We start from the raw sequence: 23,306 nt of genomic DNA on the forward strand, positions 1-23,306 counted from the left end.
TCGCCCTTATAGCTGCACGCCGGAGAAGGACATAAAGCCCAGCGCCATCAACCCGGTGGTGATAAAGGTGATCCCTAACCCGCGCAAGCCGGCGGGCACGTTGGCGTACTTCATTTTTTCGCGGATCCCCGCCATCGCCACGATCGCCAGCATCCAGCCGATGCCGGAGCCGAAGCCGTAGACGATGGATTCCGGGAAGTTGTAATCACGCTGCACCATGAACGACACGCCGCCGAAAATGGCGCAGTTAACGGCGATAAGCGGCAGGAAGATCCCTAACGCGTTATAGAGTGCCGGAAAGTACTTATCGAGGATCATCTCGAGGATCTGCACCAGCGCCGCAATCACCCCGATAAAGGTGATGAAGTTCAGGAAGCTGAGATCTACGCCTTCCACCAGCGCGCCGTCGCGCAGCACCAGGTTATAGACCAGGTTGTTGATTGGCACAGCAAGACCCAGCACCACCGTCACTGCGACGCCGAGGCCGAAGGCGGTGGAGACCTTTTTCGACACCGCGAGGAAGGTACACATCCCGAGGAAGAAGGCCAGCGCCATGTTCTCAACGAACACCGCGCGGACAAACAGGCTAATGTAATGAGCCATCATCGATTACTCCTTTTCCTGCTGCTCAGGCTTCCAGCTACGCAGGGCCCAGATCAGCAAACCGATAATGAAGAATGCGCTCGGCGCCAGCAGGAACAGGCCGTTCGGCTGATACCAGCCGCCGTTCTGCACCGTCTCCAGCACCGTGATACCGAACAGCTTGCCGCTGCCGATAAGCTCGCGCAGGAAGCCGACGATTATCAGGATCGCGCCATAGCCGAGACCGTTGCCAATACCGTCCATAAAGCTGGCCAGCGGCGGCGATTTCATGGCGTAGGCTTCGGCGCGACCCATCACGATACAGTTGGTGATGATAAGCCCGACGAATACCGACAGCTGCTTAGAGGTTTCATAAGCGAAAGCCCGCAACAGCTGATCCACCACGATGACCAGCGAGGCGATGATCGCCATCTGCACGATGATGCGCACGCTATTGGGAATATGGTGGCGAATCATCGAGATAAACATGCTGGAGAACGCCGTCACCAGCGTCACCGCAATGGTCATCACGAAGGCGGTTTCCAGTTTGGTGGTCACCGCCAGCGCGGAGCAGACGCCGAGCACCTGCAGGGCGATGGGGTTATTGGCGATAAGCGGCCCCACCAGCACACGCTTCACCTCTTTCATATCGCTCTGTTCAGCCATTATTCAGCCCTCCCTCACGCACTTTTTTCAGGAACGGACCAAAGCCCAGTTCACCCATCCAGAAATCAAAGCTGTGCTGCACGCCGTTAGACGTTAGCGTGGCGCCGGATAAACCGTCTACTGCATGCAGGTCACCGGCGCGCGCGCCGCCTTTCACCACCCGGAGTGCCGGCATGCCGTTGTCATCCAGCACCTGCTTGCCAATAAACTGCTGGCGCCAGTTCGGGTTCTCCACTTCGCCGCCCAGCCCCGGGGTTTCCCCCTGATCGTAATAAGTAATGCCTTTCACCGTGCGGCCATCAACGTCCAGCGCCACAAAGGCGTACATCATCGACCACAGGCCATTGCCGTAGATCGGCAGCACCATCTGCTCAATCTGTTGCTGCGCGTCGCGCACCAGATAAATTTCCGCCAGGTTGCTACGCCGCTTAATGCCGGCCGGATCCTGGCTGGCGTCCAGCGCGATGCTCTGCTGCGGATCCTTCAGCGCCTGGGCCTGATTAAATTTTGCCGGGTCTTTCTTCAGCAGCTCGCCGGTCGCCAGATTCACCAGTCGCGGCGAAATGCGCGCCGCGAAGGTTTCCGCTACCGCATCAGCATCCATCCCGGGCTGTATCAGGCCGGCGACGGCCAGGATATTGCGCTGCTTATCCAGCGCCCGCTGCGCCTGCTGGCGGGATTTCAGCCCCACGGCCGAGCCCGCTACCACGATGGAGCAGACCAGACAAAGCACCAGCACCACCAGCAGCGTTTTGCCGATGCTATCGTTACTTTTCTTCTCAGCCACGCGACTTCCTCCGCTTAATATTGGCCTGCACCACCAGGTAATCGAACAGCGGTGCGAAGAGGTTGGCGAAGAGGATCGCCAGCATCATCCCTTCCGGATAAGCCGGGTTCACCACGCGGATCAGCACGCACATCACGCCGATCAGCACGCCGTAACTCCATTTCCCTTTATCGGTAAACGAGGCGGATACCGGGTCCGTCGCCATAAACATCATGCCTAAGGCAAAGCCGCCGAGCACCAGATGCCAGTACCACGGCATCGAGAACATCGGGTTGGTATCGGAGCCGATAACGTTAAACAGGGTGGCGGTGGCGATCATGCCGATCATCACCCCGGCGACGATGCGCCAGGACGCGACGCGGCCAAAGAGAATGATCGCGCCGCCGATCAGGATCATCAGCGTGGAGACTTCGCCAATTGAGCCGGGAATGTTGCCGAGGAAGGCGTCCATCCAGCTCACCGGGATGCCGGTCGCGACGTTAACCAGCGCTTCACCGCCGCCGCTGGCCCACTGGGAGAGCGGCGTGGCGCCGGAGAAACCATCCGCCGCCGTCCACACGAGATCGCCGGAAATCTGCGCCGGGTAGGCGAAGAACAGGAACGCGCGCCCCGCCAGCGCCGGGTTGAGGAAGTTGCGCCCGGTACCGCCGAAAATCTCTTTGGCGATCACCACCCCAAAGGAGATCCCCAGCGCCGCCTGCCATAGCGGCAGCGTAGGCGGCACAATCAGCGCGAAGAGAATTGAGGTAACGAAAAAGCCTTCGTTGATCTCATGTTTGCGCACAATCGCGAACAGCACTTCCCAGAAGCCGCCGACGATAAAAACGGTGATATAGATCGGCAGGAAGAAGACCGCGCCCAGGGTCATCATGCTCAGCCAGCCGGCGTCAGCGCTGAAGCTGACCCCTAACCACTGGGCAACGCTATAGTGCCAGTTGTTGGCAATGACCTGCTGCAGCTGTTCAGCGCCGTACAGTTTGTGCAGCGCCGGAAGGGTCTGCAGCCCAACGTTGTACATGCCCCAGAACATCGCCGGGAATACGGCAAACCACACGAGGATCATCATCCGCTTGAGGTCGATGGCGTCGCGCACGTGCGCCGCGCCGCGGGTCACTTGCCCCGGCGTGTAGAAGATGGTCGCCGCCGCTTCATACAGCGGGTAATATTTTTCCAGCTTGCCGCCATGCGTGAAATGCGGCTCAAGTTTCTCAATCAGGTGCTTTAAGCCCATCTCTTATCCTTCCTGCTCAATCTGGGTTAACACGCTGCGCAGCGCCGGACCGTATTCATATTTGCCCGGACAAACGTAGGTGCAGAGCGCCAGATCTTCTTCATCCAGCTCCAGACAGCCCAGCGCCTGGGCGCTATCGCTATCGCCGGCCAGCAGATCGCGCAGCAATATGGTCGGCAGAATATCCAGCGGCATGACCCGCTCATAGTTGCCAATCGGCACCATCGCCCGCTCGCCGCCGTTAGTATCCGTGGAGAAATGAAAGCGCTTGCGCTTGAAGAAATGGCCTAGCGTAGTGCGGGTAATCGAGAACTTCTCTTTGCCCGGCATCACCCAGCCAAACAGCTCTTTTTCCCGACCTTCGCGAACCACGCTCACCTGCAGATGGAAACGCCCGAGGAAAGCGTGGGGGCCGTGGGCGCGGGTACCGCTAAGTACCGAGCCGGAAATGACGCGGTTTTCCCCCTCCTCCAGCTCGCCCGCCAGCAGATCGTCCAGGCTGGCGCCCAGCGTCGTTTTGACCAGCCGCGGCGACTTCACCTGCGGGCCGCCGAGCGCAATTACCCGTTCGCAGTTCAGCTCACCTTCAAGGAAAAGCTGACCGATAGCGATCGCATCCTGATAATTGAGGTGCCAGACCTGTTTATTCAGGCTCACCGGCTCCAGAAAGTGAATATGGGTTCCCGGCAGCCCCGCCGGGTGCGGCCCGGAGAACTGATTAAAACAGACCTGGCCGGCAGGATGGCCGCCCAGCTTGCCGCCGCTGGGCTGGCAGACGTGCACTTTCCCGTCGGTCAGACGCGTGAGCACGGTAAGACCGGCATCAAAGGCGGCACGCTCGGCCAGAATAATCGGCTGCGGCTCCGCCGCCAGCGGATTGGTATCCATGGCGTTGACAAAAATAGCGGCGGGCACGCTGCCCGGGCGCGGCGTTTTACTGAATGGCCGGGTGCGTAGCGCCGTCCACAGGCCCGAGGCCAGCAGCTGCTGCTGTACGGTGTCGCGCGGCAGCTCAGCCAGTGCGTCCGCGGCGTAACGGGTAAAGGCCACCGCGTCATTGCCCTCGATATCAATCACCACTGACTGTAAAACGCGCCGTTCACCGCGGTGGATGGCGCTGACAACCCCGCTCGCCGGGGCGGTAAAGTAGACGCCGGGGGTCTTTTTATCTTCGAACAGGATCTGACCTTTTTTGACCCGATCGCCCTCTTTGACCGCCATAGCGGGACGCATCCCGACGTACTCTTCGCCGAGTAGCGCGACGCGCTTCACCGCTGGCGCAGGAGAGATCTGCTGTAATGGCATGCCAGCTATGGGCAAATCCAGCCCTTTCGTGATTTTAATCATATCGTTAGCAGGTATCCGTAACCTCAACCCCGACGCAGGCCGGGGCCAGCTTATTGACAGAATGGCAGAGAAGAAAGGGCGAAACGGCGCCAGTGGCGCTCATGACGGAAGAGAAGCCTCCTTTCTTACTCTGGTGATGAACCGGCGCAAGTGTAACATTTCGTGAGCGGCGGCTGTAGCGCGAGGGGCAATAAGTGCTTCTAAAATGCGAGCTATTGCGCAAAGTTCTGACTGTGTTTTCGCCGTAAGCGGGTTATAAAGTGAGGCTGAATTGTAAACGCCGCCACGTCGCCCTTGCGAAAAAATGCCGTGATGCTAATGTGAGCGCTCTAAATCCAGAAAACTCTGATTTCGGGTCTCTCTTGCCGTCCTGGCAATGTGGCTATTTTGTTTTATCAAGGAACAAGCAGTATGCGCAAAATCGCATTATTTATTGCGATGATTCTGTTGCCGTGCGTGTCATTTGCCGGGCTGCTCAGCAGCAATAGCCCGACGACGCCGGTTAGCAAAGAATACAAGCAGCAATTAATGGGTTCACCGGTTTACATTGAGATCTTTAAAGAAGAGCGCATGCTCGACCTTTACGTCAAAATGGGTGAAACCTACCAGCTCCTCGACAGCTATCGGATCTGCAACTATTCCGGTGGCCTGGGTCCGAAACAGCGCCAGGGTGATTTCAAGAGTCCGGAAGGGTTCTATAGCGTCACCCGCAGCCAGCTCAAACCCGACAGCCGCTTCTATAAAGCCATTAACATCGGCTTCCCGAACGCCTACGATCGCGCCCATGGTTATGAAGGGAAATACCTGATGATCCATGGCGACTGCGTCTCAGTCGGCTGCTACGCCATGACCGACAGCGGGATCGATGAGATCTTCCAGTTTGTGACCGGCGCCTTAGTCTTCGGCCAGCCAAGCGTGCAGGTGAGTATCTATCCGTTCCGCATGACCAACGCCAATATGGAACGCCACAAATACTCCTACTATGCGGATTTCTGGAAACAGCTTAAGCCTGGCTATGACTATTTCCAGCAGACCCACAAACCGCCGATTGTGTCAGTGACTGACGGCCGCTATGTGGTAAGCAAGCCGCTCAGCCACGAGGTTGTTCAGCCGCAGCTGGCCTCAAACTACACGCTCCCCGAGACAAAATAACGCCCACTCGCCTGGCATGATCTTGTGCCAGGTTTCATTGGCCGTCAGCGGCTGCGTGGCGATAACCGTGACCACATCGTTGGGTGTGGTCTCGCGTTGAAAGTCGATCTCCACATCCTGGTCCAGCAGTTTTGCCACGCCAAACGGCGCCCGCCGGGTGATCCAGTGCAGATTGGTCGAGCAGAACGCCATCACGTAGCGCCCGTCCGACAGCAGCATGTTGAACACCCCTTTCTCACGCAGTTCACCCGCCAGGGTGGCGATATACTTGAAAACGCCCAGCATATTGCCCGGCGTGCGCGGATAGCGCTCGGTTAAACGGTGCAGCAGCCAGCAAAACGCTTTTTCACTGTCGGTTTCACCTACCGGATGGAAATTACCGGTTTTCAGCGATTTATAGCCTTTGAGCTGCCCATTGTGCGCATAGGTCCAGTTGCGCCCCCACAGTTCGCGGGTGAAGGGATGGGTGTTCTCCAGGGCCACCATCCCGCGATTGGCCTGACGGATATGGGCGACGACGGAACAGGACTTAATCGGGTAATCCTGGACCAGTTTCGCGATCGGCGACTGAAAGCTCGGCTGCGGATCTTTGAATGTGCGACAGCCTTTGCCTTCATAGAAGGTGATGCCCCAGCCGTCTTTATGCGGCCCCGTCCCGCCCCCGCGCTGCACCAGCCCGGTAAAGCTAAAACAGATATCTGTTGGCACATTGGCGCTCATCCCGAGCAGTTCGCACATAGATCACCTCACCCTCACAAATCACGACGGCGCCAAAGCGAGGCCGCCGTCAACAGTACACACTCGCCTGCCTGTTAGCCTTTCACCATCTCTTTTTCGATCAGCATAATCAGGATATGGATCACTTTGATGTGGATCTCCTGGATGCGGTCGGCATAGCCAAAGTGTGGCACGCGTATTTCAACGTCGGCGGAACCCGCCATTTTGCCGCCGTCTTTACCGGTCAGGGTGATCACTTTCATCCCCTGCGCCCGCGCGGCTTCAATGGCCTTGATCACGTTGCCGGAGTTACCTGACGTGGAGATGCCGAGCAGCACATCGCCCGCACGGCCGACGGATTCAACATAGCGGGAGAACACATACTCATAGCCAAAATCATTGCTCACGCAGGAGAGATGGCTGACGTCGGAGATCGCGATGGCCGGGTAACCCGGGCGGTTTTCGCGATAACGACCGGTCAGCTCTTCCGCAAAATGCATCGCATCGCAATGGGAACCGCCGTTACCACAGGACAGCACTTTCCCACCCGCCTTAAAGCTATCCGCCAACAGAACAGCGGCACGCTGGATAGCATGGATATTGGCTTCGTCCTGCAGAAAGTTAGCCAGCGTTTCCGCGGCTTCGTTCAGTTCGTTACGAATAAGATCCTGGTACATGAGGATAATCCTTCAGTATGAGTGGAATAACCCTGGCAGTGTACCGGATAGCCGCCGAAGCGAGAAGCAGCAGGCAGTGTTATCCCCCGCCCTTTTGATTTTATGTGCCGCTTTTGCATACAACAATGTGAGCGAGGTTGTAATTATTTTGTAAACACATTGCTAAATAAAAACGCATGCACTACAACCAATACATCACAAGTGGTCAGACCTCCTACAAGCTCAGGGAGCATTTCTCTATGATGATTTTGAGTATTGTTGCAACCGTCGTTTTACTCGGTGCGCTCTTCTATCACCGGGTCAGCCTGCTGCTCAGCAGTGTGATTTTGCTCGCCTGGACCGCGGCGCTCGGCGCGGCCGGACTGTGGAATATCTGGCTGCTGCTGCCGCTGGCCATTATTTTGTTGCCGTTCAACTTTGCCCCCATGCGTAAATCGATGATTTCCGCACCGGCATTTCGCGCTTTCCGCAAGGTGATGCCGCCGATGTCGCGTACGGAAAAAGAAGCCATCGACGCCGGCACCACCTGGTGGGAAGGCGATCTGTTCCGCGGCAACCCGGACTGGCACAAGCTGCATAACTATCCGCAGCCACGCCTGACCGCCGAAGAGCAAGCTTTCCTCGACGGCCCGGTGGAAGAGGCCTGCCGGATGGCTAACGACTTCGCCATCACCCACGAAATGGCCGATCTGCCGCCCGAGCTGTGGGCCTATCTGAAAGAGCACCGCTTCTTCGCGATGATTATCAAGAAAGAGTATGGCGGGCTTGAGTTCTCCGCTTACGCTCAGGCGCGAGTGCTACAGAAACTTTCTGGCGTCTCCGGCATCCTGGCGATCACCGTCGGCGTCCCAAACTCGCTGGGCCCGGGCGAACTGCTGCAGCATTACGGTACCGAAGAACAGAAGAATCATTATCTGCCGCGTCTGGCGCGCGGCCTGGAAATCCCCTGCTTCGCACTGACCAGTCCGGAAGCGGGCTCTGACGCCGGCGCTATTCCGGATACCGGCGTGGTGTGCATGGGCGACTGGCAGGGTCAACAGGTGCTGGGGATGCGCCTGACCTGGAACAAACGCTATATCACGCTGGCGCCAATCGCCACCGTGCTGGGGCTGGCCTTCAAACTCTCTGACCCGGACCGTTTGCTGGGCGGCGAGGAAGAGCTGGGCATCACCTGCGCGCTGATCCCCACCTCAACGCCGGGCGTGGAAATTGGCCGTCGCCACTTCCCGCTGAACGTCCCGTTCCAGAACGGCCCAACCCGCGGCAAGGATATCTTCGTGCCGATCGATTACATCATCGGCGGCCCGAGCATGGCCGGTCAGGGCTGGCGCATGCTGGTTGAATGTCTGTCCGTGGGCCGCGGCATTACCCTGCCTTCCAACGCCACCGGCGGCCTGAAATCCGTCGCCATGGCGACCGGCGCCTACGCCCACATTCGCCGTCAGTTCAAAATATCGATCGGCAAAATGGAAGGGATTGAAGAGGCGCTGGCGCGCATCGCGGGTAACGCCTATGTGATGGACGCCGCGGCGTCGCTGATCACCTACGGCATTATGCTCGGCGAGAAACCGGCAGTGCTGTCCGCGATTGTGAAATATCACTGTACCCACCGCGGCCAGCGCTCCATTATCGACGCGATGGATATTACCGGCGGGAAAGGCATTATGCTGGGCGAAGGTAACTTCCTCGCCCGGGCTTACCAGGGCGCGCCGATCGCCATCACCGTTGAAGGCGCAAACATTCTGACCCGCAGCATGATGATCTTCGGTCAGGGGGCTATTCGCTGCCACCCTTACGTGCTGGAAGAGATGGCCGCCGCGCAGAATAACGACCTGAACGCCTACGATAAGCTGCTGTTCAAACACATCGGCCATGTCGGCAGTAACAAAGTCCGGAGTTTCTGGCTGGGCCTGACCGGCGGACGCACCAGCAGCGCGCCGACCCGTGACGCCACCCGTCGTTACTATCAGCAAATGAACCGTCTGAGTGCCAACCTCGCGCTGCTGTCAGACGTGTCGATGGCGGTACTGGGCGGCAGCCTCAAGCGTCGCGAACGTATCTCCGCGCGTCTGGGGGATGTGTTAAGCCAGCTGTATCTGGCCTCGGCGGTGCTGAAACGCTATGACGATGAAGGACGCAATGAAGCCGATCTGCCGCTGGTTCACTGGGGAGTGCAGGATGCGCTGCACCAGGCTGAACAGGCCATCGACGATCTGCTGAAAAACTTCCCCAACCGTCTGGTGGCAGGTGCGATGTGTGTGGCCATCTTCCCGACCGGGCGTCATCATCATGCGCCGTCGGATAAGCTGGACCATAAAGTCGCTAAAATTCTGCAGGTGCCCAGCGCCACTCGCTCCCGCATCGGTCGCGGTCAGTACCTGACGCCGAGCGAGCATAACCCGGTTGGTCTGCTGGAAGAGGCCCTGCTGGAAGTGATGGCGGCCGATCCTATCCACCAGCGGATCTGCAAAGAGTTGGGTAAAAACCTGCCGTTCACCCGTCTGGATGAGCTGGCACACAACGCGCTGGCCAAAGGATTAATAAATCAGGAAGAAGCCGCTATTCTGACCCGCGCAGAGCACAGTCGCTTGCGCAGCATCAACGTCGACGACTTTGCGCCAGAGGAGCTGGCGACAAAGCCGGTAAAGCTGCCGGAAAAAGTTCGCAAAGTTGAAGCCGCATAATAAAACAATCACCACATCACACGCCGGGCGGGGAATTTTCCCCGCCTTTTTTTCGTCCCCCCTCCTCCGTGGCTTCTGTCAGTAGCATTTTTTTAACAAAATATTCCGCTGACCGCCGCGAGGCTGATATGGTGTTACAGTTAACCTAACCCCCTCATGAGAATGGAGTTGACCATTGTGCCTGGCCTGAAAATTACGCTGTTGCAACAACCGCTGGTCTGGATGGACGGCCCTGCCAACCTGCGCCATTTTGATCGCCAACTGGAAGGGATTATTGGGCGCGATGTCATTGTTTTACCGGAGATGTTCACCACCGGCTTTGCCATGGAAGCGGCAAAACAGTCTTTACCCGAAGCCGACGTGGTGGAGTGGATGCATGCCCGGGCCGCGCAAACCCAGGCGCTGATTGCCGGCAGCGCAGCGCTGCAAACCGAACACGGCGCTGTTAACCGCTTCCTGCTGGTCGAGCCCGACGGTACGGTGCACCATTATGATAAACGGCACCTGTTCCGTATGGCCGATGAACACCATCATTATGAGGCTGGTGACCGACGCGTGGTCTTTGAATGGCGCGGATGGCGTATCCTGCCGCTGGTCTGTTACGACCTGCGCTTTCCGGTATGGTCGCGTAATCTGAACGACTATGATTTGGCGCTGTATGTTGCCAACTGGCCGGCGCCGCGCTCCCTACACTGGCAGTCGCTGCTGGTCGCCCGCGCTATCGAGAACCAGGCCTATGTCGCCGGCTGTAACCGGGTCGGTACTGACGGTAACGGCCATCATTACCGCGGCGATAGCCGGATTATCAGTCCTCAGGGGGAGATTGTCGCCACTGCCGATCCGCATCAGGCCACCCGTCTTGATGCCGAATTGTCGCTGACTGCCCTCCAGGAATATCGCGAAAAATTTCCCGCCTGGCGCGATGCCGATCCTTTTACCCTCGGTTAATATCCCTCCGCTTTCTTCCTCATTCAGCAGGTAAAGAAAGCGGGATTTCGCCCGCCGACGCACCACAGAATATTTGCCGGGCGCCATTCATTTCTGTTCTACACTCATTAAAAGATCCCACAACCAAATGGGCGGAGATCACCTTCAACTCACTTCTGCGTTGTAAATCATGAATTTTCTGTTGCTGGCGTGTTTTGTTAAACAACGCTGAGCGTTGGCGTAAGAATATTATGTGAGCGTAAAAGAAAATGGATAATAATAATCTGCTGTTGATTGAAAAACGGCTGGTCACCCGCTTTCTCGATATGTTTATTCGGTTCGGGCTTATTCTGGCGCTGGCCTCATTCTGTTTTACCGTCTTTTCTCCCTTTATCAATATGATGCTCTGGGCGCTGATCCTCGCCGTGGCGCTCTATCCCTTACATCAATATTTTGCCGGATTGTTAGCGGGCAAACAGGGACTGGCGTCAGTGGTGCTGGTGTTGTTAGGTATTTTACTGATCGTCATCCCCACGGTGCTGATGATCACCTCGTTGGCGGAAAGCGCCAGCGCCATGATAGACAAGATGGGCAGCCAGAGCTTTACCATTCCCCCGCCCTCCTCGCGCATTGCCGCGTTACCGATCATTGGCGAACGGCTTAGCGCCCTGTGGATGAGAGCTTCCGTCGATCTCCCGGGACTGCTCAGTAATTACCGCTCGCAAATCGGCGACATTGCCAAACAGTTTCTCAGTATTTTGGCCAGCATGGGCGGCGGGCTGATTGGCTTTATTATTTCGTTTATCGTCTCGGGAATTATGATGGCCTGGGGCGCAGCGGGCGCCATCAGCGCCCAGCGTATTGCCATCCGTATTACCGATGAAAATAAAGGCGTGACCCTCACCCGCCTGTGCACCAGCACCATCCGCGCGGTCGCCCAGGGCGTCATCGGGGTGGCATTGATCCAGGCGCTGCTGGTCGGCGTGATCATGCTGATGGCCAGCATTCCCGCCGTCGGGATCTTCTTTATTCTGGCCCTGATCCTCGGCATTGCCCAGGTGCCGGTGATCCTGGTGACGGCCCCGGCCATTGCGCTAATGTGGAGTCTCGGCACCCACAGTACCGGCATGGATATCTTCTACACCATCCTGCTGATCGTCGCCGGCATGGCCGATAACGTCCTCAAACCTCTGCTGCTGGGGCGCGGAGTCGACGCGCCAATGCCGGTAGTGCTGCTGGGCGCCCTCGGCGGAATGGCCTCTAACGGCATTCTCGGTATGTTTCTCGGCGCCACCCTGCTGGCCATCGGTTATCGGATCTTCATGACCTGGGTAAATGAAGGGCAACCCGCCCTGCCGCAGGATAAATAACCTCAAGGGAGCGTTACGCTCCCTTAATTCATTCCATAAACATTCGTACCGCGCACCAGACCAGCAGCAGCGCCAGCAGCAGCGCCAGCAGCAGATTTAACCCTCTTCCATGGCGTTCGAACACCGGCTGAAACAGCTGACCGGCCAGCGCCCAGCAAAGATTGCCGGCAACGCCTATTACTGATAGCAACAGGCTTATCATCACCAGCCAGAATGGCTCGCGAGTCACTGGCAGAACAAAGGTCGACAGGGCCGTGATGCCGTACAGGATAATTTTTACATTCACAAACTGCAGCCCCAGGCTGGCCCAGAAGCTGACAGGCCGCTCCTCCTGCCCACCGCTGGCCGGGTCGCTGCGGGCAATGTGCCAGGCCAGCCACAGGATATACCCTGCGCCGACCCAGCGTAGCAGGGAGGTTATCCCCTCATCCAGGGTAACGAGAGTGAACGTCAGCCCGGCACAAATCAGCATGATGATCACAAACCCCAAGCTCATGCCGGCCAGAACCCGCATGCTCCGTCGAAAGCCGTGCGCGGTGACGCTGCTCAGCGCCAGAATATTATTCGGCCCGGGCGTCAGGGCGGTGATCAGGGTGTAAGTTAAAAAGGCGCTAATCAGGGTAGGTGTCACGTGTTTTCTCCTCTTGACTGGCAGACAGTACCCGAAGCTGATAATTTAAAAAAATGAATGTTTTTTCATTCTGAATTCGAGAATGTCGATATAAAGAGGAAATATGGATCTGCGACGCTTTATCACCTTCAAAACGGTTGTCGAAGAAGGATCCTTTCTGCGCGCCTCGCAGAAACTGTGCTGCACCCAGTCCACCGTAACCTTTCATATCCAGCAGCTTGAGCAGGAGCTTGCCATCCCGCTGTTTGAGAAAATTGGCCGACGGATGTGTCTCACCGCCGCCGGTAAAAATGTCCTGCCGCACGTCTACGATCTGACCAAAGTGATGGCGTCGATTCGCCAGGCGGCGCGCCAGGACGATGAACCCGGCGGCGAACTTCGCGTCGCCACTGGTGAAACCCTGCTGGCGTACAAAATGCCGCCGGTGCTGCAGCGTTTTAAGCAACGCGCCCCGAAGGTCCGCCTGTCACTGCAGTCGCTCAATTGCTACAGCATCCGTGATGCGCTGCTCGCTGACGAAGTCGACCTGGGGGTGTTTTACCGGGTTGGCAACGATGATGCGCTCACCATGATGGAACTTGGCCCGCAGCCGCTGGCGCTGGTCGCGTCAGTCGATCAGGCGCCGGTCGACTTCCTGCGCCCGCGGCAGCATATCCCATTGAGTTTTATCATCAACGAACCCCAGTGCGTGTTCCGGCAGATTTTTGAAAGTACCCTGCGCCAGCGCGGCATTACCATGGAGAACACCATCGAACTGTGGAGTATTGAAAGCATCAAGCAGTGCGTGGCGGGCAATCTGGGGGTGAGTTTTCTGCCGCGCTTTGCGGTAGAGGAGGAACTCAAACGCGGGACGCTGGTCGAGCTGCCGTTCAGCAAGACGCCGCTGACGATCCATGCGCTCTGCGCCCATCACGCCGGGAAAGCAATCAGTCCGGCGATGCGGGTATTCATGCAGTGTATGCAGGAGGAACAAGAGGCGCGCTGAAATTCGGCGACGAAAACGACGAAAGCCTGAATCATTGCTGATTCAGGCTTTCTGAATAGTGGCGGAACGGACGGGACTCGAACCCGCGACCCCCTGCGTGACAGGCAGGTATTCTAACCGACTGAACTACCGCTCCGCGTTGTTGTTCCGTTGGGAACGAGGCGAATATTACGGATTCCCCTCTACCCCGTCAACGCTTTTTCTACCGTTTTGAATCGTTTGCTGCAAAAATCGCCCAACCGCCTACTTTTAATCCATTTTAGTGGTTATCAGGCACGCCACAGGCAGCTTCCGCCTTTCTTTTGTACCAGATCGAGGCGGGATTCATGGTTCACCAGTTCTTCATCAGAGGCATAAACCACCCGTAACTGGCTGGCGGCGCGGACGACGCGCTGAATGCCCATCTCTCCCGCCTGCTGCTGGCTTTCGCCTTCCATAGAGAACGCCATCGACGTCTGGCCGCCGGTCATCATCAAATAGACATCGGCAAGGATCTGGGCATCGAGTAATGCCCCGTGCAGCGTACGCTTGCTGTTATCTATTTCGTAACGCGAACATAACGCATCCAGACTGTTGCGCTTGCCGGGGAACATTTTCCGCGCCAGCGCCAGACTGTCGGTGATTTTACAAAAGGTCTCGGTTTTTCCAATGCCGCGGTTCAGCTTACCGAACTCATAATCCATAAAGCCGATATCGAACGAGGCGTTATGGATCACCAGCTCCGCGCCGCGGATGTAATCCATAAACTCATCAGCCACGTCGGCAAAGGTGGGTTTGTCCAGCAGGAACTCATCGGCGATCCCGTGCACGCCGAATGCTTCAGGATCCACCAGCCGATCGGGCTTCAGATAGACATGGAAATTGTTACCGGTCAGGCGGCGGTTGATCACCTCCACGGCGCCGATCTCGATAATCTTGTGTCCTTCGTAGTGCGCCCCGATCTGGTTCATACCGGTGGTTTCGGTATCGAGAACAATCTGGCGCGTAATTGCAGTGCTCATAGCGGTCATTTATGTCAGACTTATCGTTTACAAATCGATTTCAATTACAGGAAGTCTACCAGAGATGCTCAAACAGGTAGAAATTTTCACCGACGGCTCTTGCCTGGGAAATCCAGGACCCGGCGGTTACGGCGCCATCATGCGCTACCGCCAGCACGAAAAAACCTTTAGCGCCGGCTACCGTCTGACCACCAATAACCGCATGGAACTGATGGCGGCAATCGTCGCTCTCGAGGCGTTAAAAGAGCATTGTGAGGTGGTGCTCAGCACCGACAGCCAGTATGTCCGCCAGGGGATCACCCAGTGGATCCACAACTGGAAAAAGCGCGGCTGGAAAACGGCAGAGAAAAAACCGGTAAAGAATGTCGACCTCTGGCAGCGGCTGGATGCTGCGCTTGGCCAGCATAAGATCAAATGGGAGTGGGTGAAGGGCCACGCCGGCCATCCAGAAAACGAACGCTGCGACGAGCTGGCCCGCGCGGCGGCCTCCCATCCCACTCAGGACGACATCGGCTACCAGCCGGAGAGCTAATTCTGCCCCTTGCGCCACTGCCGGGTGGCGCCGACTGCCGGCCGCAGCTGGGTTTTCGCTTTACCGGATTTCATCGGATTGAGCGTCAGCGGAATGGTCCGTTTACGGGCGATAATCAATTGCAAACAGCCCAGCGCTGGCAGATGGGTGCTCAGCAGTTTGCCGCCGTGGCGCGACCAGGGTAAAACCTGATAACGCCCATAGTGCAGCACTTCAAAGTTGAGTAGCGACAGCCAGTCCAGCTGGCGCATCAGCGTAAACATACGGCTATTATAAGGCGTACCGTTGCGCAGGAGCGGCACCAGCTTACGCAACCCCATCAGGCTGACCGGATTAAACCCGGTCAGGATCATCCAGCCATCATCGATCAGTACACGATCGGCTTCCCGCAGCAGACGATGCGGATCGCTACACCACGGCAGGGTGTGCGCCAGCAGGCAGGCGTCGACGGACTTTTCGGCAAAGGGTAAATGCAGCGGATCGGCCCGAACCTGCATCGGATTTCCTGCCAGCGAGACATTGACCTGGTGCGAGATGGCGCAAGCTTCAGTATTGATTTCCGCGCTCAGATTGCCAATCTTAAGCAGATGAAAGCCATATAATTTAGCCAGCCACGGTTTCATCTGCTGCTCCAGCGTTTCGCGATAGTATTCGCCCCACGGCATACTGGACCAATGCTCAGGCGCTGTCACTGTGTGAGGTATCCTTGCCGGCTTCATTGCCACCTTCCGCTACGCTTTAGAGGTAATTTATGAATCTTATCAGTATTCCCGCGTTTCAGGACAACTACATCTGGGTTCTCAGTGAGAATAACGGCCGCTGCATCATCGTTGACCCAGGCGAAGCCGCGCCGGTTCTGGCGGCCATTGAGGAAAACCAATGGCAGCCCGAAGCCATTTTACTAACCCATCACCATCAGGATCACGTCGGTGGCGTAAAACAATTACGTGAAAAATTCCCTTCTATAGTGGTTTACGGGCCGGCGGAAACCCAGGATAAGGGAGTCACTCAGGTGGTAGGCGATGGCGATCGGCTGTCAATTCTCGGGCACGATTTTTCCATTTTCTCTACGCCAGGTCACACATTAGGACATATCTGTTACTACAGCGAACCTTATCTGTTCTGTGGCGACACAATGTTCTCCGGCGGCTGCGGAAGGCTCTTCGAAGGTACTGCAGAGCAGATGTATCAATCATTTATGAAAATTAACGCCCTTCCTGAAGAAACCCTCATATGTTGCGCACATGAATATACGTTAGCGAATATGAAGTTTGCATTGAGTATCCTGCCAGATGATAGGGACATAAACGATTACTATCATAAAGTTAATGAGTTACGTGCAAAAAAACAAAAAACACTACCCGTAACTCTGAAAAATGAGCGTCGTATAAATTTATTTTTACGCGTAAATGATATTGATTTAATTGATAAAATTAACCAAGAAACAAATTTGCAACACTCTGTGGCGCGATTTGCATGGTTAAGGTCAAAGAAAGACGACTTCTGATATTTAATTCTTGTCATCGGCCAACTTCGCCGTTATCCTTGGTCGTCTTTTAAGCAACTATTGACACACACATGAAGGCACGAGCGATATTACTCGCCTCTGTCCTGCTGGTGGGGTGCCAGGCGTCTAAGCACGATGGCACCGTCGAACAGCGAGCACAGAGCCTTTCTGCGGCTGGTCAAGGGGAAGCAGGTAAGTTCACAAGTCAAGCGCGCTGGTTAGATGATGGAACCTTCTACGCGCAAGACCAGGATCTGTGGACTTCCATAGGCGACGAGCTAAAGATGGGAATACCGGATAATCCCCGGATTCGCGAACAGAAACAGAAGTACTTAAGAAATAAGAGCTATCTCCACGATGTAACTTTACGGGCAGAGCCGTATATGTACTGGATAGCCGGGCAGGTTAAGAAACGTAACATGCCAATGGAACTGGTATTACTACCCATAGTGGAGAGCGCTTTTGACCCACACGCGACGTCTGGCGCCAATGCCGCAGGCATTTGGCAGATCATTCCGAGCACAGGGCGCAATTATGGTTTAAAACAGACCCGCAGTTACGATGCGCGTCGTGACGTCGTCGCATCTACTACCGCGGCGCTGGACATGATGCAACGTCTGAACAAAATGTTCGACGGCGACTGGTTATTAACGGTCGCAGCCTATAACAGCGGCGAAGGTCGGGTCATGAAAGCAGTAAAAGCGAACCGTTCGCGTGGTAAACCCACCGATTTCTGGTCGCTGTCTCTGCCGCATGAAACGAAAATCTACGTACCGAAAATGCTGGCGTTGAGCGACATTCTCAAAAACAGCAAGCGTTACGGCGTAAAGCTGCCTACGGCCGATGAAAGCCGTGCGCTGGCGCGCGTTCGCCTCGACAGCCCGGTTGATATTTCTCAGCTCGCGGACATGGCAGGAATGCCGGTCAGCAAACTGAAAACCTTCAACGCTGGCGTAAAGGGGTCAACGCTGGGCGCTAGCGGGCCAAAGTACGTCATGGTGCCACAGAAGCACGCCGCTCAGCTGCGTGAATCGCTGGCCTCTGGCGACATTGCTGCCGTGCAGCCAACGCAGCTCGCGGACAATACGCCGCTGACCAGCCGTAGCTATAAGGTACGTTCTGGCGACACGATTTCCGGGATTGCTTCGCGTCTCGGCGTCACGACCCGGGATTTGCAGCAGTGGAACAATCTGCGCGGTTCAGGGTTAAAAGTCGGGCAGAGTCTGGTTGTCGGCGCAGGTAGCAGCGCACAGCGCCTGGCGAACAACAGCGATAGCATCACCTATCGTGTTCGCAAAGGTGATTCGCTGTCGAGCATCGCCAAGCGTCACGGTGTTAATATTCGCGACGTGATGCGCTGGAACAGCGATACCGACAATCTGCGGCCTGGCGATCAGCTAACGCTATTTGTGAAAAACAGCGATCGACCAGAGTCCTGATACGTCAGGGTTCGATAAAAAGGCACCGACTTCCCCGGTGCCTTTTTTGTTGCCCGTATTAAACCGCTTTATGCGCTTCGAACAGGATGGTATCGCTGGTAAACGACCCGTCCTGCTGTAATTCGAAGTAGGCTTTGACCTCCGCCGAAGCGCTCTGCTGATATAAGCGAATCGCTTCTACCAGCGCCTCTGGGGTGCGCATCCGCGCCACCCATGAGCTGAACTCCAGCGGCAGGCGATCGGTCGATAAATGATTAATCACCAGGCCTGCGTCATTGGCCAGCGCCAACCACTCGCCGCTGGAATAATTACGCACGTGCGAGGTATCGCGCAGCGCTTCCACGGTCTGCAACCAGACATCACGTACCGGATGACCCGGTGACATCACGTCCATTATGATCATCACCCCGCCCGGCTTGAGAACACGTTTCACCTCACGCAGCGCCTGGCCGACATCATGCCAGTGGTGCGCGGAGTAGCGGCTAATCACCACATCAAAGCTGGCATCAGCGAACGGCAGCGTTTCAGCATATCCCTGCTGGGTCACGATATTGCTAAAGCCTTTCTCTTTTGCCGCCGCGGTAACCACTTCCAGCATCTGGCTTGATAAATCATAGGCGGTCACCTCGGCAACCTGTCCCGCCGCGGTAAAGCTGGCGTGCCCTGCCCCGCAGCCCATATCCAGCACTTTCGCCTGAGGGAAATCGGCCAGCCGTTCCGCCAGCCGCTGCAGATCGCGCCCGGAGGCGTGCACGGCGCTGGTCAAATAGGCGCTGGCCTGGGAGCCGAACTGCTTTTCGACGTTGTCATGGTGAGAGCGTGTTGTCATTGTGTTGTCCTTCGGTTGTGTGAGTAATTTAGGGCAGCATCGTGCTGAACGCAGACCTGCCCGATGGCAGGCCTGACATACCTTAAATTAATCAGGCTTGCCGGGACTGAATTCGACTAGTAGCGGGTTGTGATCGGAGGCGCGGGTCACCAGCACGGAAGCATCGTGCACGCTTAACCCACGATAGAACACAAAATCGAGCGGACGACCAAACGCACGGCGGCGCTGATCGTCAGAGAAACGAACTTCGCGTAACGACATCTCACGCGCAAAGCGGTACAGCGCGTTCATTCGCGGCCGGCTCCAGGCATTGAAGTCCCCGGCCATAATCACCGGCCCGCTGTGATGGGCAATCTGATCGCCGATCGGCAGCAACTGCTTGCTGTAGACATCGACGCCAAGGCTAAAGTTGACCGCATGGATGTTGACCACCATCAGCAGCCGCGCATCGGGCAGCGGATAAACGGTCACTAAGGCCGATTTCGGCAATCGCAAAATAGGCTCGCGCTCGCGCAGCGGACAGCAATAGATGGGGTGAGCAGAGGCCAGCGTCATCACGCCGGAAGGATGCTGCGGCAATACCAGCGCCGGCACCTGATCGGCGGCCAGATAGTTTGAAGTCGCGAACCTGACCAGTTCTGGGGTGGTTTGCGCCTCCTGCAACAGGACCAAATGCGCATCTTTGCCGAAATTTTTGAGGACCGACTGCCACTCTGCACGCTGCTGCTTGAAGATATTCCATACCAGCACGCGGATCTTTTCATCGCTGCTTAACGGCGTGCCGGCAGGATAAACCGGACTCACGCCCGCAAACGCCCCCGGAGGCAATATCCTCTCCGCAGGTTGTCCGGCGACGTAGCGCATGGCATAGGTATTCTTTCGCAATTTGGGCATCAATCCTCAATAACAGAAACCAGCCCAACAACGACTGGTTCTTCTGTTATAGGGATTTTCCCATCCACTTTCAATGCAATTTGCGATAAACCCTTAGCCTTCGAGAGAAACCGCTGCCGAACGGCGCGGCGATTTATCTAAACGACCGCTCAGCACCACCAACAGCAGGGCGACCAGCACAATCACCGCACCAATCCACGGCGTCTGCGCCAGACCATACCGTTCAACCGTCAGCCCGCCGACGATGGACCCCAGCGCAATACCAATATTGAAGGCGGCAATATTCAGGCCGGAAGCGACGTCGACGGCGCCAGGCGTATACTGTTCGGCTTTTTGCACCACGTATACCTGCAGACCCGGCACGTTGCCGAAGGCGAAAATACCCATTACCAGCACCGTTGCCAGCGCAGCATAGTGGATGCTGGCGGTCAACTGGAAGACCAGCAGCAGCACAACCAGCGCGGCGAAGATAAACTTCAGCGCGGAGACGGCGCCATGCTTATCGGCCAGTTTGCCTCCCCACACATTGCCAATAGCGACCGAGACACCGTAGCCCAACAGGATCCAGCTAACCGCAGACGGACTGAAACCGGCCAGCTCCTGCATCATCGGAGCAAGAAAAGTAAAGGCGGTAAATACGCCGCCATAGCCCAGCGCGGTAATGGCGTAGATCATCAGCAGGCGAGGATGAGTTAAGACTTTCATCTGATCGCGCAGGCTGGCGCTGGCGCGGCCCGGAATATTATTCGGTACCAGAAGCAGACTGCTGATAAGCGCAATCACGCCCAGAATCGATACCGCGAGGAACGTTTCCCGCCAGCCAAAATGCTGACCGATGAACGTCCCGAAAGGCACCCCGGTGACCAGCGCGACCGTCAGGCCGCCGAACATGATAGCAATGGCCGAGGCGGCTTTCTCTTTTGCCACCAGGCTGGTGGCGATTGTCGAGCCAATAGAGAAGAACACGCCGTGTGCCAGACCGGTCAGCAATCGCGCCAGGATCAGTGTTTCATAGCCCGGGGCCTGCCAGGCCAGCACATTACCCGCCGTAAACAGGACCATCAACGCCAGCAGCAGCTGTTTACGCGGCATACGCCCCGTTAACGCCGTCAGCACCGGAGCGCCAATCGCCACGCCCAGCGCGTAGATAGAGACCAGCAGTCCCGCCGAAGGCAGAGAGATAGAGAGTTGTTGCGCGATAGTCGGGACCAGGCCGATAATCACAAATTCAGTGGTGCCAATTGCGAAGGCACCGATAGTTAAGGCAAATAGCGCCAGTGGCATAATTTACTCCGTAGCATCAGGATTAAGATGACACGTAGTATGAAGGTTTGTATAAATAACAAAAACTATCAAAGTATCAATAGAATTTTGCTACAGGTGCAATAATGAGAGCCACATCAGAGGAGATCGCCATCTTTGTGGCGGTGGTGGAAAGCGGAAGTTTCAGCCGGGCGGCCGAGCAGCTCGGACAGGCCAACTCTGCCGTCAGCCGGGCGGTCAAGAAGCTGGAATCAAAGCTAGGCGTAAGCCTGCTCAATCGGACCACCCGCCAGCTCAGTCTGACGGAGGAAGGCGAGCGCTATTTTCGCCGGATGCAGGTGGTCTTGCAGGAAATGGCGGCAGCAGAGAATGACCTGCTGGAAACGCGCACAACGCCGCGGGGCCTGCTGCGGGTGGATGCCGCGACGCCGGTGATGCTGCATTTTCTCATGCCGCTGGTGAAGCCATTTCGCGAGCGCTACCCGGAAATGACGCTGTCGCTCGTCTCTTCAGAGACGTTTATTAACTTGATTGAACGAAAAGTGGATGTGGCCATTCGGGCCGGGACCTTAACGGATTCCAGCCTGCGCGCCCGACCGCTATTTACCAGCTATCGTAAGATCGTCGCCTCGCCAGACTATGTCGCGCGCTACGGTATGCCGCAGCATCCGTCAGATCTGAAACAGCATCACTGCCTCGGGTTCACCGAGCCGGTATCGCTGAATACCTGGCCTGTCTCCTGTTGCGATGGTCAGCTGTTAGAGATCGAATCGGCGGTGTCCTCCAATAGCGGCGAAACGCTCAAGCAGCTGTGCCTGACCGGTAACGGCATAGCCTGTTTGTCGGATTATATGGTGGATAAAGAGATTGGCCGTGGGGAGATTGTGGAGTTACTTGCCGACAAACGCTTGCCGGTGGAGATGCCATTCAGTGCGGTGTACTACAGCGACCGGGCGGTCAGCACGCGCATCAGGGCATTTATTGACTTTCTAAGTGAGCACGTCAAACAGCTCCCGAAGGAGCTGTCGTAATATCGTCTCAGACGGCAGTGCGAACGGCATGCCGAAAGCGGGAGATTAATCCCACTGTGGAGCCAGACCTTCCGGACTCACCAGACGATCGTTGCAGTCGAGTGCGGCGATCGCTTTACGATCTTCATCATCCAGCTGCAGATCCTGCGCTTTCAGGTTGCTGGCCAGATTGTCACGTTTGGTGGACGATGGGATAACCACATAGCCTTCGCCCATCGCCCATGCCAGGATAACCTGCGCTGGGGTCGCACCATGTTTCGCCGCGATGCGGGCAATCACTTCATCTTTCAGTGCCTTACCGTAGGCCAGCGTCATGTAAGAGGTGATATGGATGCCGTGCTCACGCGCCCAATCGACCACTTTACGGTTTTGCAGATACGGCGAGAGCTCAATCTGGTTAGTCGCGATATTCTCAGCGCCAACGGCGGCAATCGCGCGCTCCATCAGTGGAATAGTGAAGTTGGAGATACCGATCTGACGGGTCAGACCCAGCTTCTTCGCTTCCATCAGGGCTGCCATAAACTCTTCAACAGCTACCGCATCGTTCGGTGACGGCCAGTGGATCAGCGTGAGATCAACATAGTCAGTGCGCAGCTTCTGCAGGCTCTCTTTCAGGCTGGCGATGAGTTTGTCTTTGCTCAGGTTTTCGATCCAGATTTTGGTGGTGATGAACAGCTCATCACGCGGCACGCCGCTTTCGGCGATGGCCTGACCCACCGCGGCTTCGTTGTCATAGATTTGCGCGGTGTCGATAGCACGATAGCCCAGCGCCAGCGCGGTTTTTACGGATGCGATAACAACATCATCTTTCAGACGGAAGGTGCCAAGACCAAATGCAGGGATTGCCATGATTTTCCTCGTTATTTCTTCATTTCGGTTAACGGATGAAATTATGGCTGATGGTGTGGAGGAGAAAAAGAGCGATTAATGCAGAGGATTTTTGCTGAATTAGCAATAATAGAGAACAGATCAAACAAAAAAGCCCTGAGCAAATGCTCAGGGCTCTTAATAAGTGGCGGAACGGACGGGACTCGAACCCGCGACCCCCTGCGTG

The 23,306-nt window shown here is 56.5% G+C and carries 23 protein-coding genes and 1 tRNA gene; 9 read left to right on the forward strand and 15 right to left on the reverse strand.

Annotated features, from left to right (window positions below):
• Nucleotides 1-6 precede the first annotated feature (6 nt).
• Genes nqrE through AS136_RS21285 form a run of 5 tightly spaced genes read right to left on the reverse strand, consistent with a single transcriptional unit; the run spans nucleotide 7 to nucleotide 4,613 of the window.
• On the reverse strand, nucleotides 7-603 hold the full coding sequence (gene nqrE / locus AS136_RS21265) for an NADH:ubiquinone reductase (Na(+)-transporting) subunit E (RefSeq protein WP_004177335.1): 597 nt from the start codon (nucleotides 601-603) through the stop codon (nucleotides 7-9).
• A gap of 6 nt (nucleotides 604-609) precedes the next feature.
• The gene (locus AS136_RS21270; protein WP_002889716.1) at nucleotides 610-1,248 is read right to left on the reverse strand and encodes an NADH:ubiquinone reductase (Na(+)-transporting) subunit D; all 639 of its coding nucleotides are present in this window, start codon (nucleotides 1,246-1,248) and stop codon (nucleotides 610-612) included.
• Nucleotides 1,241-2,035 (reverse strand): Na(+)-translocating NADH-quinone reductase subunit C, encoded by a 795-nt coding sequence (locus AS136_RS21275; RefSeq protein WP_023322100.1) that lies wholly within the window; start codon nucleotides 2,033-2,035, stop codon nucleotides 1,241-1,243. Before AS136_RS21275 ends, AS136_RS21270 begins: the two co-directional genes overlap by 8 nt.
• A complete protein-coding gene (locus AS136_RS21280; protein ID WP_023322099.1) occupies nucleotides 2,028-3,266 on the reverse strand; it encodes an NADH:ubiquinone reductase (Na(+)-transporting) subunit B in 1,239 nt (412 codons plus the stop codon). The genes AS136_RS21275 and AS136_RS21280 overlap by 8 nt, the downstream gene beginning before the upstream one ends.
• Nucleotides 3,267-3,269: 3 nt before the next feature.
• On the reverse strand, nucleotides 3,270-4,613 hold the full coding sequence (locus AS136_RS21285) for a Na(+)-translocating NADH-quinone reductase subunit A (RefSeq protein ID WP_012968886.1): 1,344 nt from the start codon (nucleotides 4,611-4,613) through the stop codon (nucleotides 3,270-3,272).
• Between the two features lie 411 nt (nucleotides 4,614-5,024).
• Between AS136_RS21285 and dpaA the strand changes: the two genes are divergently transcribed.
• Nucleotides 5,025-5,765, forward strand: coding sequence for a peptidoglycan meso-diaminopimelic acid protein amidase (dpaA, locus tag AS136_RS21295; protein ID WP_023322097.1), 741 nt, complete (start codon nucleotides 5,025-5,027; stop codon nucleotides 5,763-5,765).
• Here dpaA and AS136_RS21300 read toward each other — a convergent pair.
• Nucleotides 5,736-6,503, reverse strand: a complete 768-nt coding sequence (locus AS136_RS21300) for a class II glutamine amidotransferase (RefSeq protein WP_008805262.1) — start codon at nucleotides 6,501-6,503, stop codon at nucleotides 5,736-5,738. The two genes, dpaA and AS136_RS21300, sit on opposite strands and share 30 nt — an antisense overlap.
• A gap of 74 nt (nucleotides 6,504-6,577) precedes the next feature.
• Nucleotides 6,578-7,159, reverse strand: coding sequence for a D-sedoheptulose 7-phosphate isomerase (gene lpcA, locus AS136_RS21305; RefSeq protein WP_008805261.1), 582 nt, complete (start codon nucleotides 7,157-7,159; stop codon nucleotides 6,578-6,580).
• A 239-nt stretch (nucleotides 7,160-7,398) separates the two neighbouring features.
• On the opposite strand from lpcA, the gene fadE reads away from it, so the two are divergent.
• The 3 genes from fadE to AS136_RS21320 all read left to right on the forward strand — a co-directional run bounded on the left by fadE (nucleotide 7,399) and on the right by AS136_RS21320 (nucleotide 12,140).
• The gene (gene fadE, locus AS136_RS21310) at nucleotides 7,399-9,843 is read left to right on the forward strand and encodes an acyl-CoA dehydrogenase FadE (RefSeq protein WP_023322096.1); all 2,445 of its coding nucleotides are present in this window, start codon (nucleotides 7,399-7,401) and stop codon (nucleotides 9,841-9,843) included.
• A 177-nt stretch (nucleotides 9,844-10,020) separates the two neighbouring features.
• Nucleotides 10,021-10,791, forward strand: a complete 771-nt coding sequence (locus AS136_RS21315) for an amidohydrolase (RefSeq protein WP_012968888.1) — start codon at nucleotides 10,021-10,023, stop codon at nucleotides 10,789-10,791.
• A 248-nt stretch (nucleotides 10,792-11,039) separates the two neighbouring features.
• Complete coding sequence (locus tag AS136_RS21320) at nucleotides 11,040-12,140, forward strand: AI-2E family transporter (RefSeq protein ID WP_012542797.1); 1,101 nt, start codon at nucleotides 11,040-11,042, stop codon at nucleotides 12,138-12,140.
• A 28-nt stretch (nucleotides 12,141-12,168) separates the two neighbouring features.
• Here AS136_RS21320 and eamB read toward each other — a convergent pair whose 3' ends face one another.
• Complete coding sequence (gene eamB, locus AS136_RS21325; protein WP_063266963.1) at nucleotides 12,169-12,771, reverse strand: cysteine/O-acetylserine transporter; 603 nt, start codon at nucleotides 12,769-12,771, stop codon at nucleotides 12,169-12,171.
• Between the two features lie 103 nt (nucleotides 12,772-12,874).
• Here eamB and AS136_RS21330 point away from each other — a divergent pair, with 103 nt between their 5' ends.
• Nucleotides 12,875-13,756 carry a LysR family transcriptional regulator gene (locus tag AS136_RS21330; RefSeq protein WP_023322095.1) on the forward strand — a complete coding sequence of 294 codons (882 nt, stop codon included), beginning with the start codon at nucleotides 12,875-12,877 and terminating at the stop codon, nucleotides 13,754-13,756.
• A gap of 59 nt (nucleotides 13,757-13,815) precedes the next feature.
• Here AS136_RS21330 and AS136_RS21335 read toward each other — a convergent pair.
• Nucleotides 13,816-13,892 (reverse strand) — tRNA-Asp (locus tag AS136_RS21335).
• Between the two features lie 133 nt (nucleotides 13,893-14,025).
• Complete coding sequence (gene dnaQ, locus AS136_RS21340) at nucleotides 14,026-14,757, reverse strand: DNA polymerase III subunit epsilon (RefSeq protein WP_004204621.1); 732 nt, start codon at nucleotides 14,755-14,757, stop codon at nucleotides 14,026-14,028.
• A 64-nt stretch (nucleotides 14,758-14,821) separates the two neighbouring features.
• Here dnaQ and rnhA point away from each other — a divergent pair, with 64 nt between their 5' ends.
• Nucleotides 14,822-15,289 carry a ribonuclease HI gene (gene rnhA, locus AS136_RS21345; protein ID WP_004204620.1) on the forward strand — a complete coding sequence of 156 codons (468 nt, stop codon included), beginning with the start codon at nucleotides 14,822-14,824 and terminating at the stop codon, nucleotides 15,287-15,289.
• Here rnhA and AS136_RS21350 read toward each other — a convergent pair.
• The gene (locus AS136_RS21350) at nucleotides 15,286-16,008 is read right to left on the reverse strand and encodes a class I SAM-dependent methyltransferase (protein ID WP_023322094.1); all 723 of its coding nucleotides are present in this window, start codon (nucleotides 16,006-16,008) and stop codon (nucleotides 15,286-15,288) included. The genes rnhA and AS136_RS21350 overlap by 4 nt on opposite strands.
• A gap of 32 nt (nucleotides 16,009-16,040) precedes the next feature.
• Between AS136_RS21350 and gloB the strand changes: the two genes are divergently transcribed.
• Both gloB and mltD read left to right on the forward strand, forming a co-directional pair.
• On the forward strand, nucleotides 16,041-16,796 hold the full coding sequence (gene gloB / locus AS136_RS21355) for a hydroxyacylglutathione hydrolase (RefSeq protein WP_008805253.1): 756 nt from the start codon (nucleotides 16,041-16,043) through the stop codon (nucleotides 16,794-16,796).
• Between the two features lie 71 nt (nucleotides 16,797-16,867).
• Nucleotides 16,868-18,235, forward strand: coding sequence for a murein transglycosylase D (gene mltD, locus AS136_RS21360; RefSeq protein ID WP_008805252.1), 1,368 nt, complete (start codon nucleotides 16,868-16,870; stop codon nucleotides 18,233-18,235).
• Nucleotides 18,236-18,293: 58 nt separating this feature from the next.
• Here the strand turns inward: mltD and AS136_RS21365 are convergent, their stop codons facing one another.
• From AS136_RS21365 to AS136_RS21375, 3 genes are all read right to left on the reverse strand, one after another.
• On the reverse strand, nucleotides 18,294-19,064 hold the full coding sequence (locus AS136_RS21365) for a class I SAM-dependent methyltransferase (RefSeq protein ID WP_008805251.1): 771 nt from the start codon (nucleotides 19,062-19,064) through the stop codon (nucleotides 18,294-18,296).
• Between the two features lie 87 nt (nucleotides 19,065-19,151).
• A complete protein-coding gene (locus AS136_RS21370; RefSeq protein WP_002889629.1) occupies nucleotides 19,152-19,949 on the reverse strand; it encodes an endonuclease/exonuclease/phosphatase family protein in 798 nt (265 codons plus the stop codon).
• A 102-nt stretch (nucleotides 19,950-20,051) separates the two neighbouring features.
• Nucleotides 20,052-21,242, reverse strand: coding sequence for an MFS transporter (locus AS136_RS21375; RefSeq protein WP_023322093.1), 1,191 nt, complete (start codon nucleotides 21,240-21,242; stop codon nucleotides 20,052-20,054).
• A gap of 104 nt (nucleotides 21,243-21,346) precedes the next feature.
• On the opposite strand from AS136_RS21375, the gene yafC reads away from it, so the two are divergent.
• Nucleotides 21,347-22,252, forward strand: a complete 906-nt coding sequence (gene yafC / locus AS136_RS21380; protein ID WP_023322092.1) for a DNA-binding transcriptional regulator YafC — start codon at nucleotides 21,347-21,349, stop codon at nucleotides 22,250-22,252.
• A 45-nt stretch (nucleotides 22,253-22,297) separates the two neighbouring features.
• On the opposite strand, the gene dkgB is transcribed toward yafC, so the two are convergent.
• Nucleotides 22,298-23,101: a 2,5-didehydrogluconate reductase DkgB gene (gene dkgB, locus AS136_RS21385; RefSeq protein WP_023322091.1), complete on the reverse strand. Its 804-nt coding sequence runs from the start codon at nucleotides 23,099-23,101 to the stop codon at nucleotides 22,298-22,300.
• Nucleotides 23,102-23,306 lie beyond the last annotated feature (205 nt).

The organism is Klebsiella sp. D5A (genome assembly GCF_001620885.1).
Lineage (GTDB): Bacteria > Pseudomonadota > Gammaproteobacteria > Enterobacterales > Enterobacteriaceae > Klebsiella > Klebsiella variicola.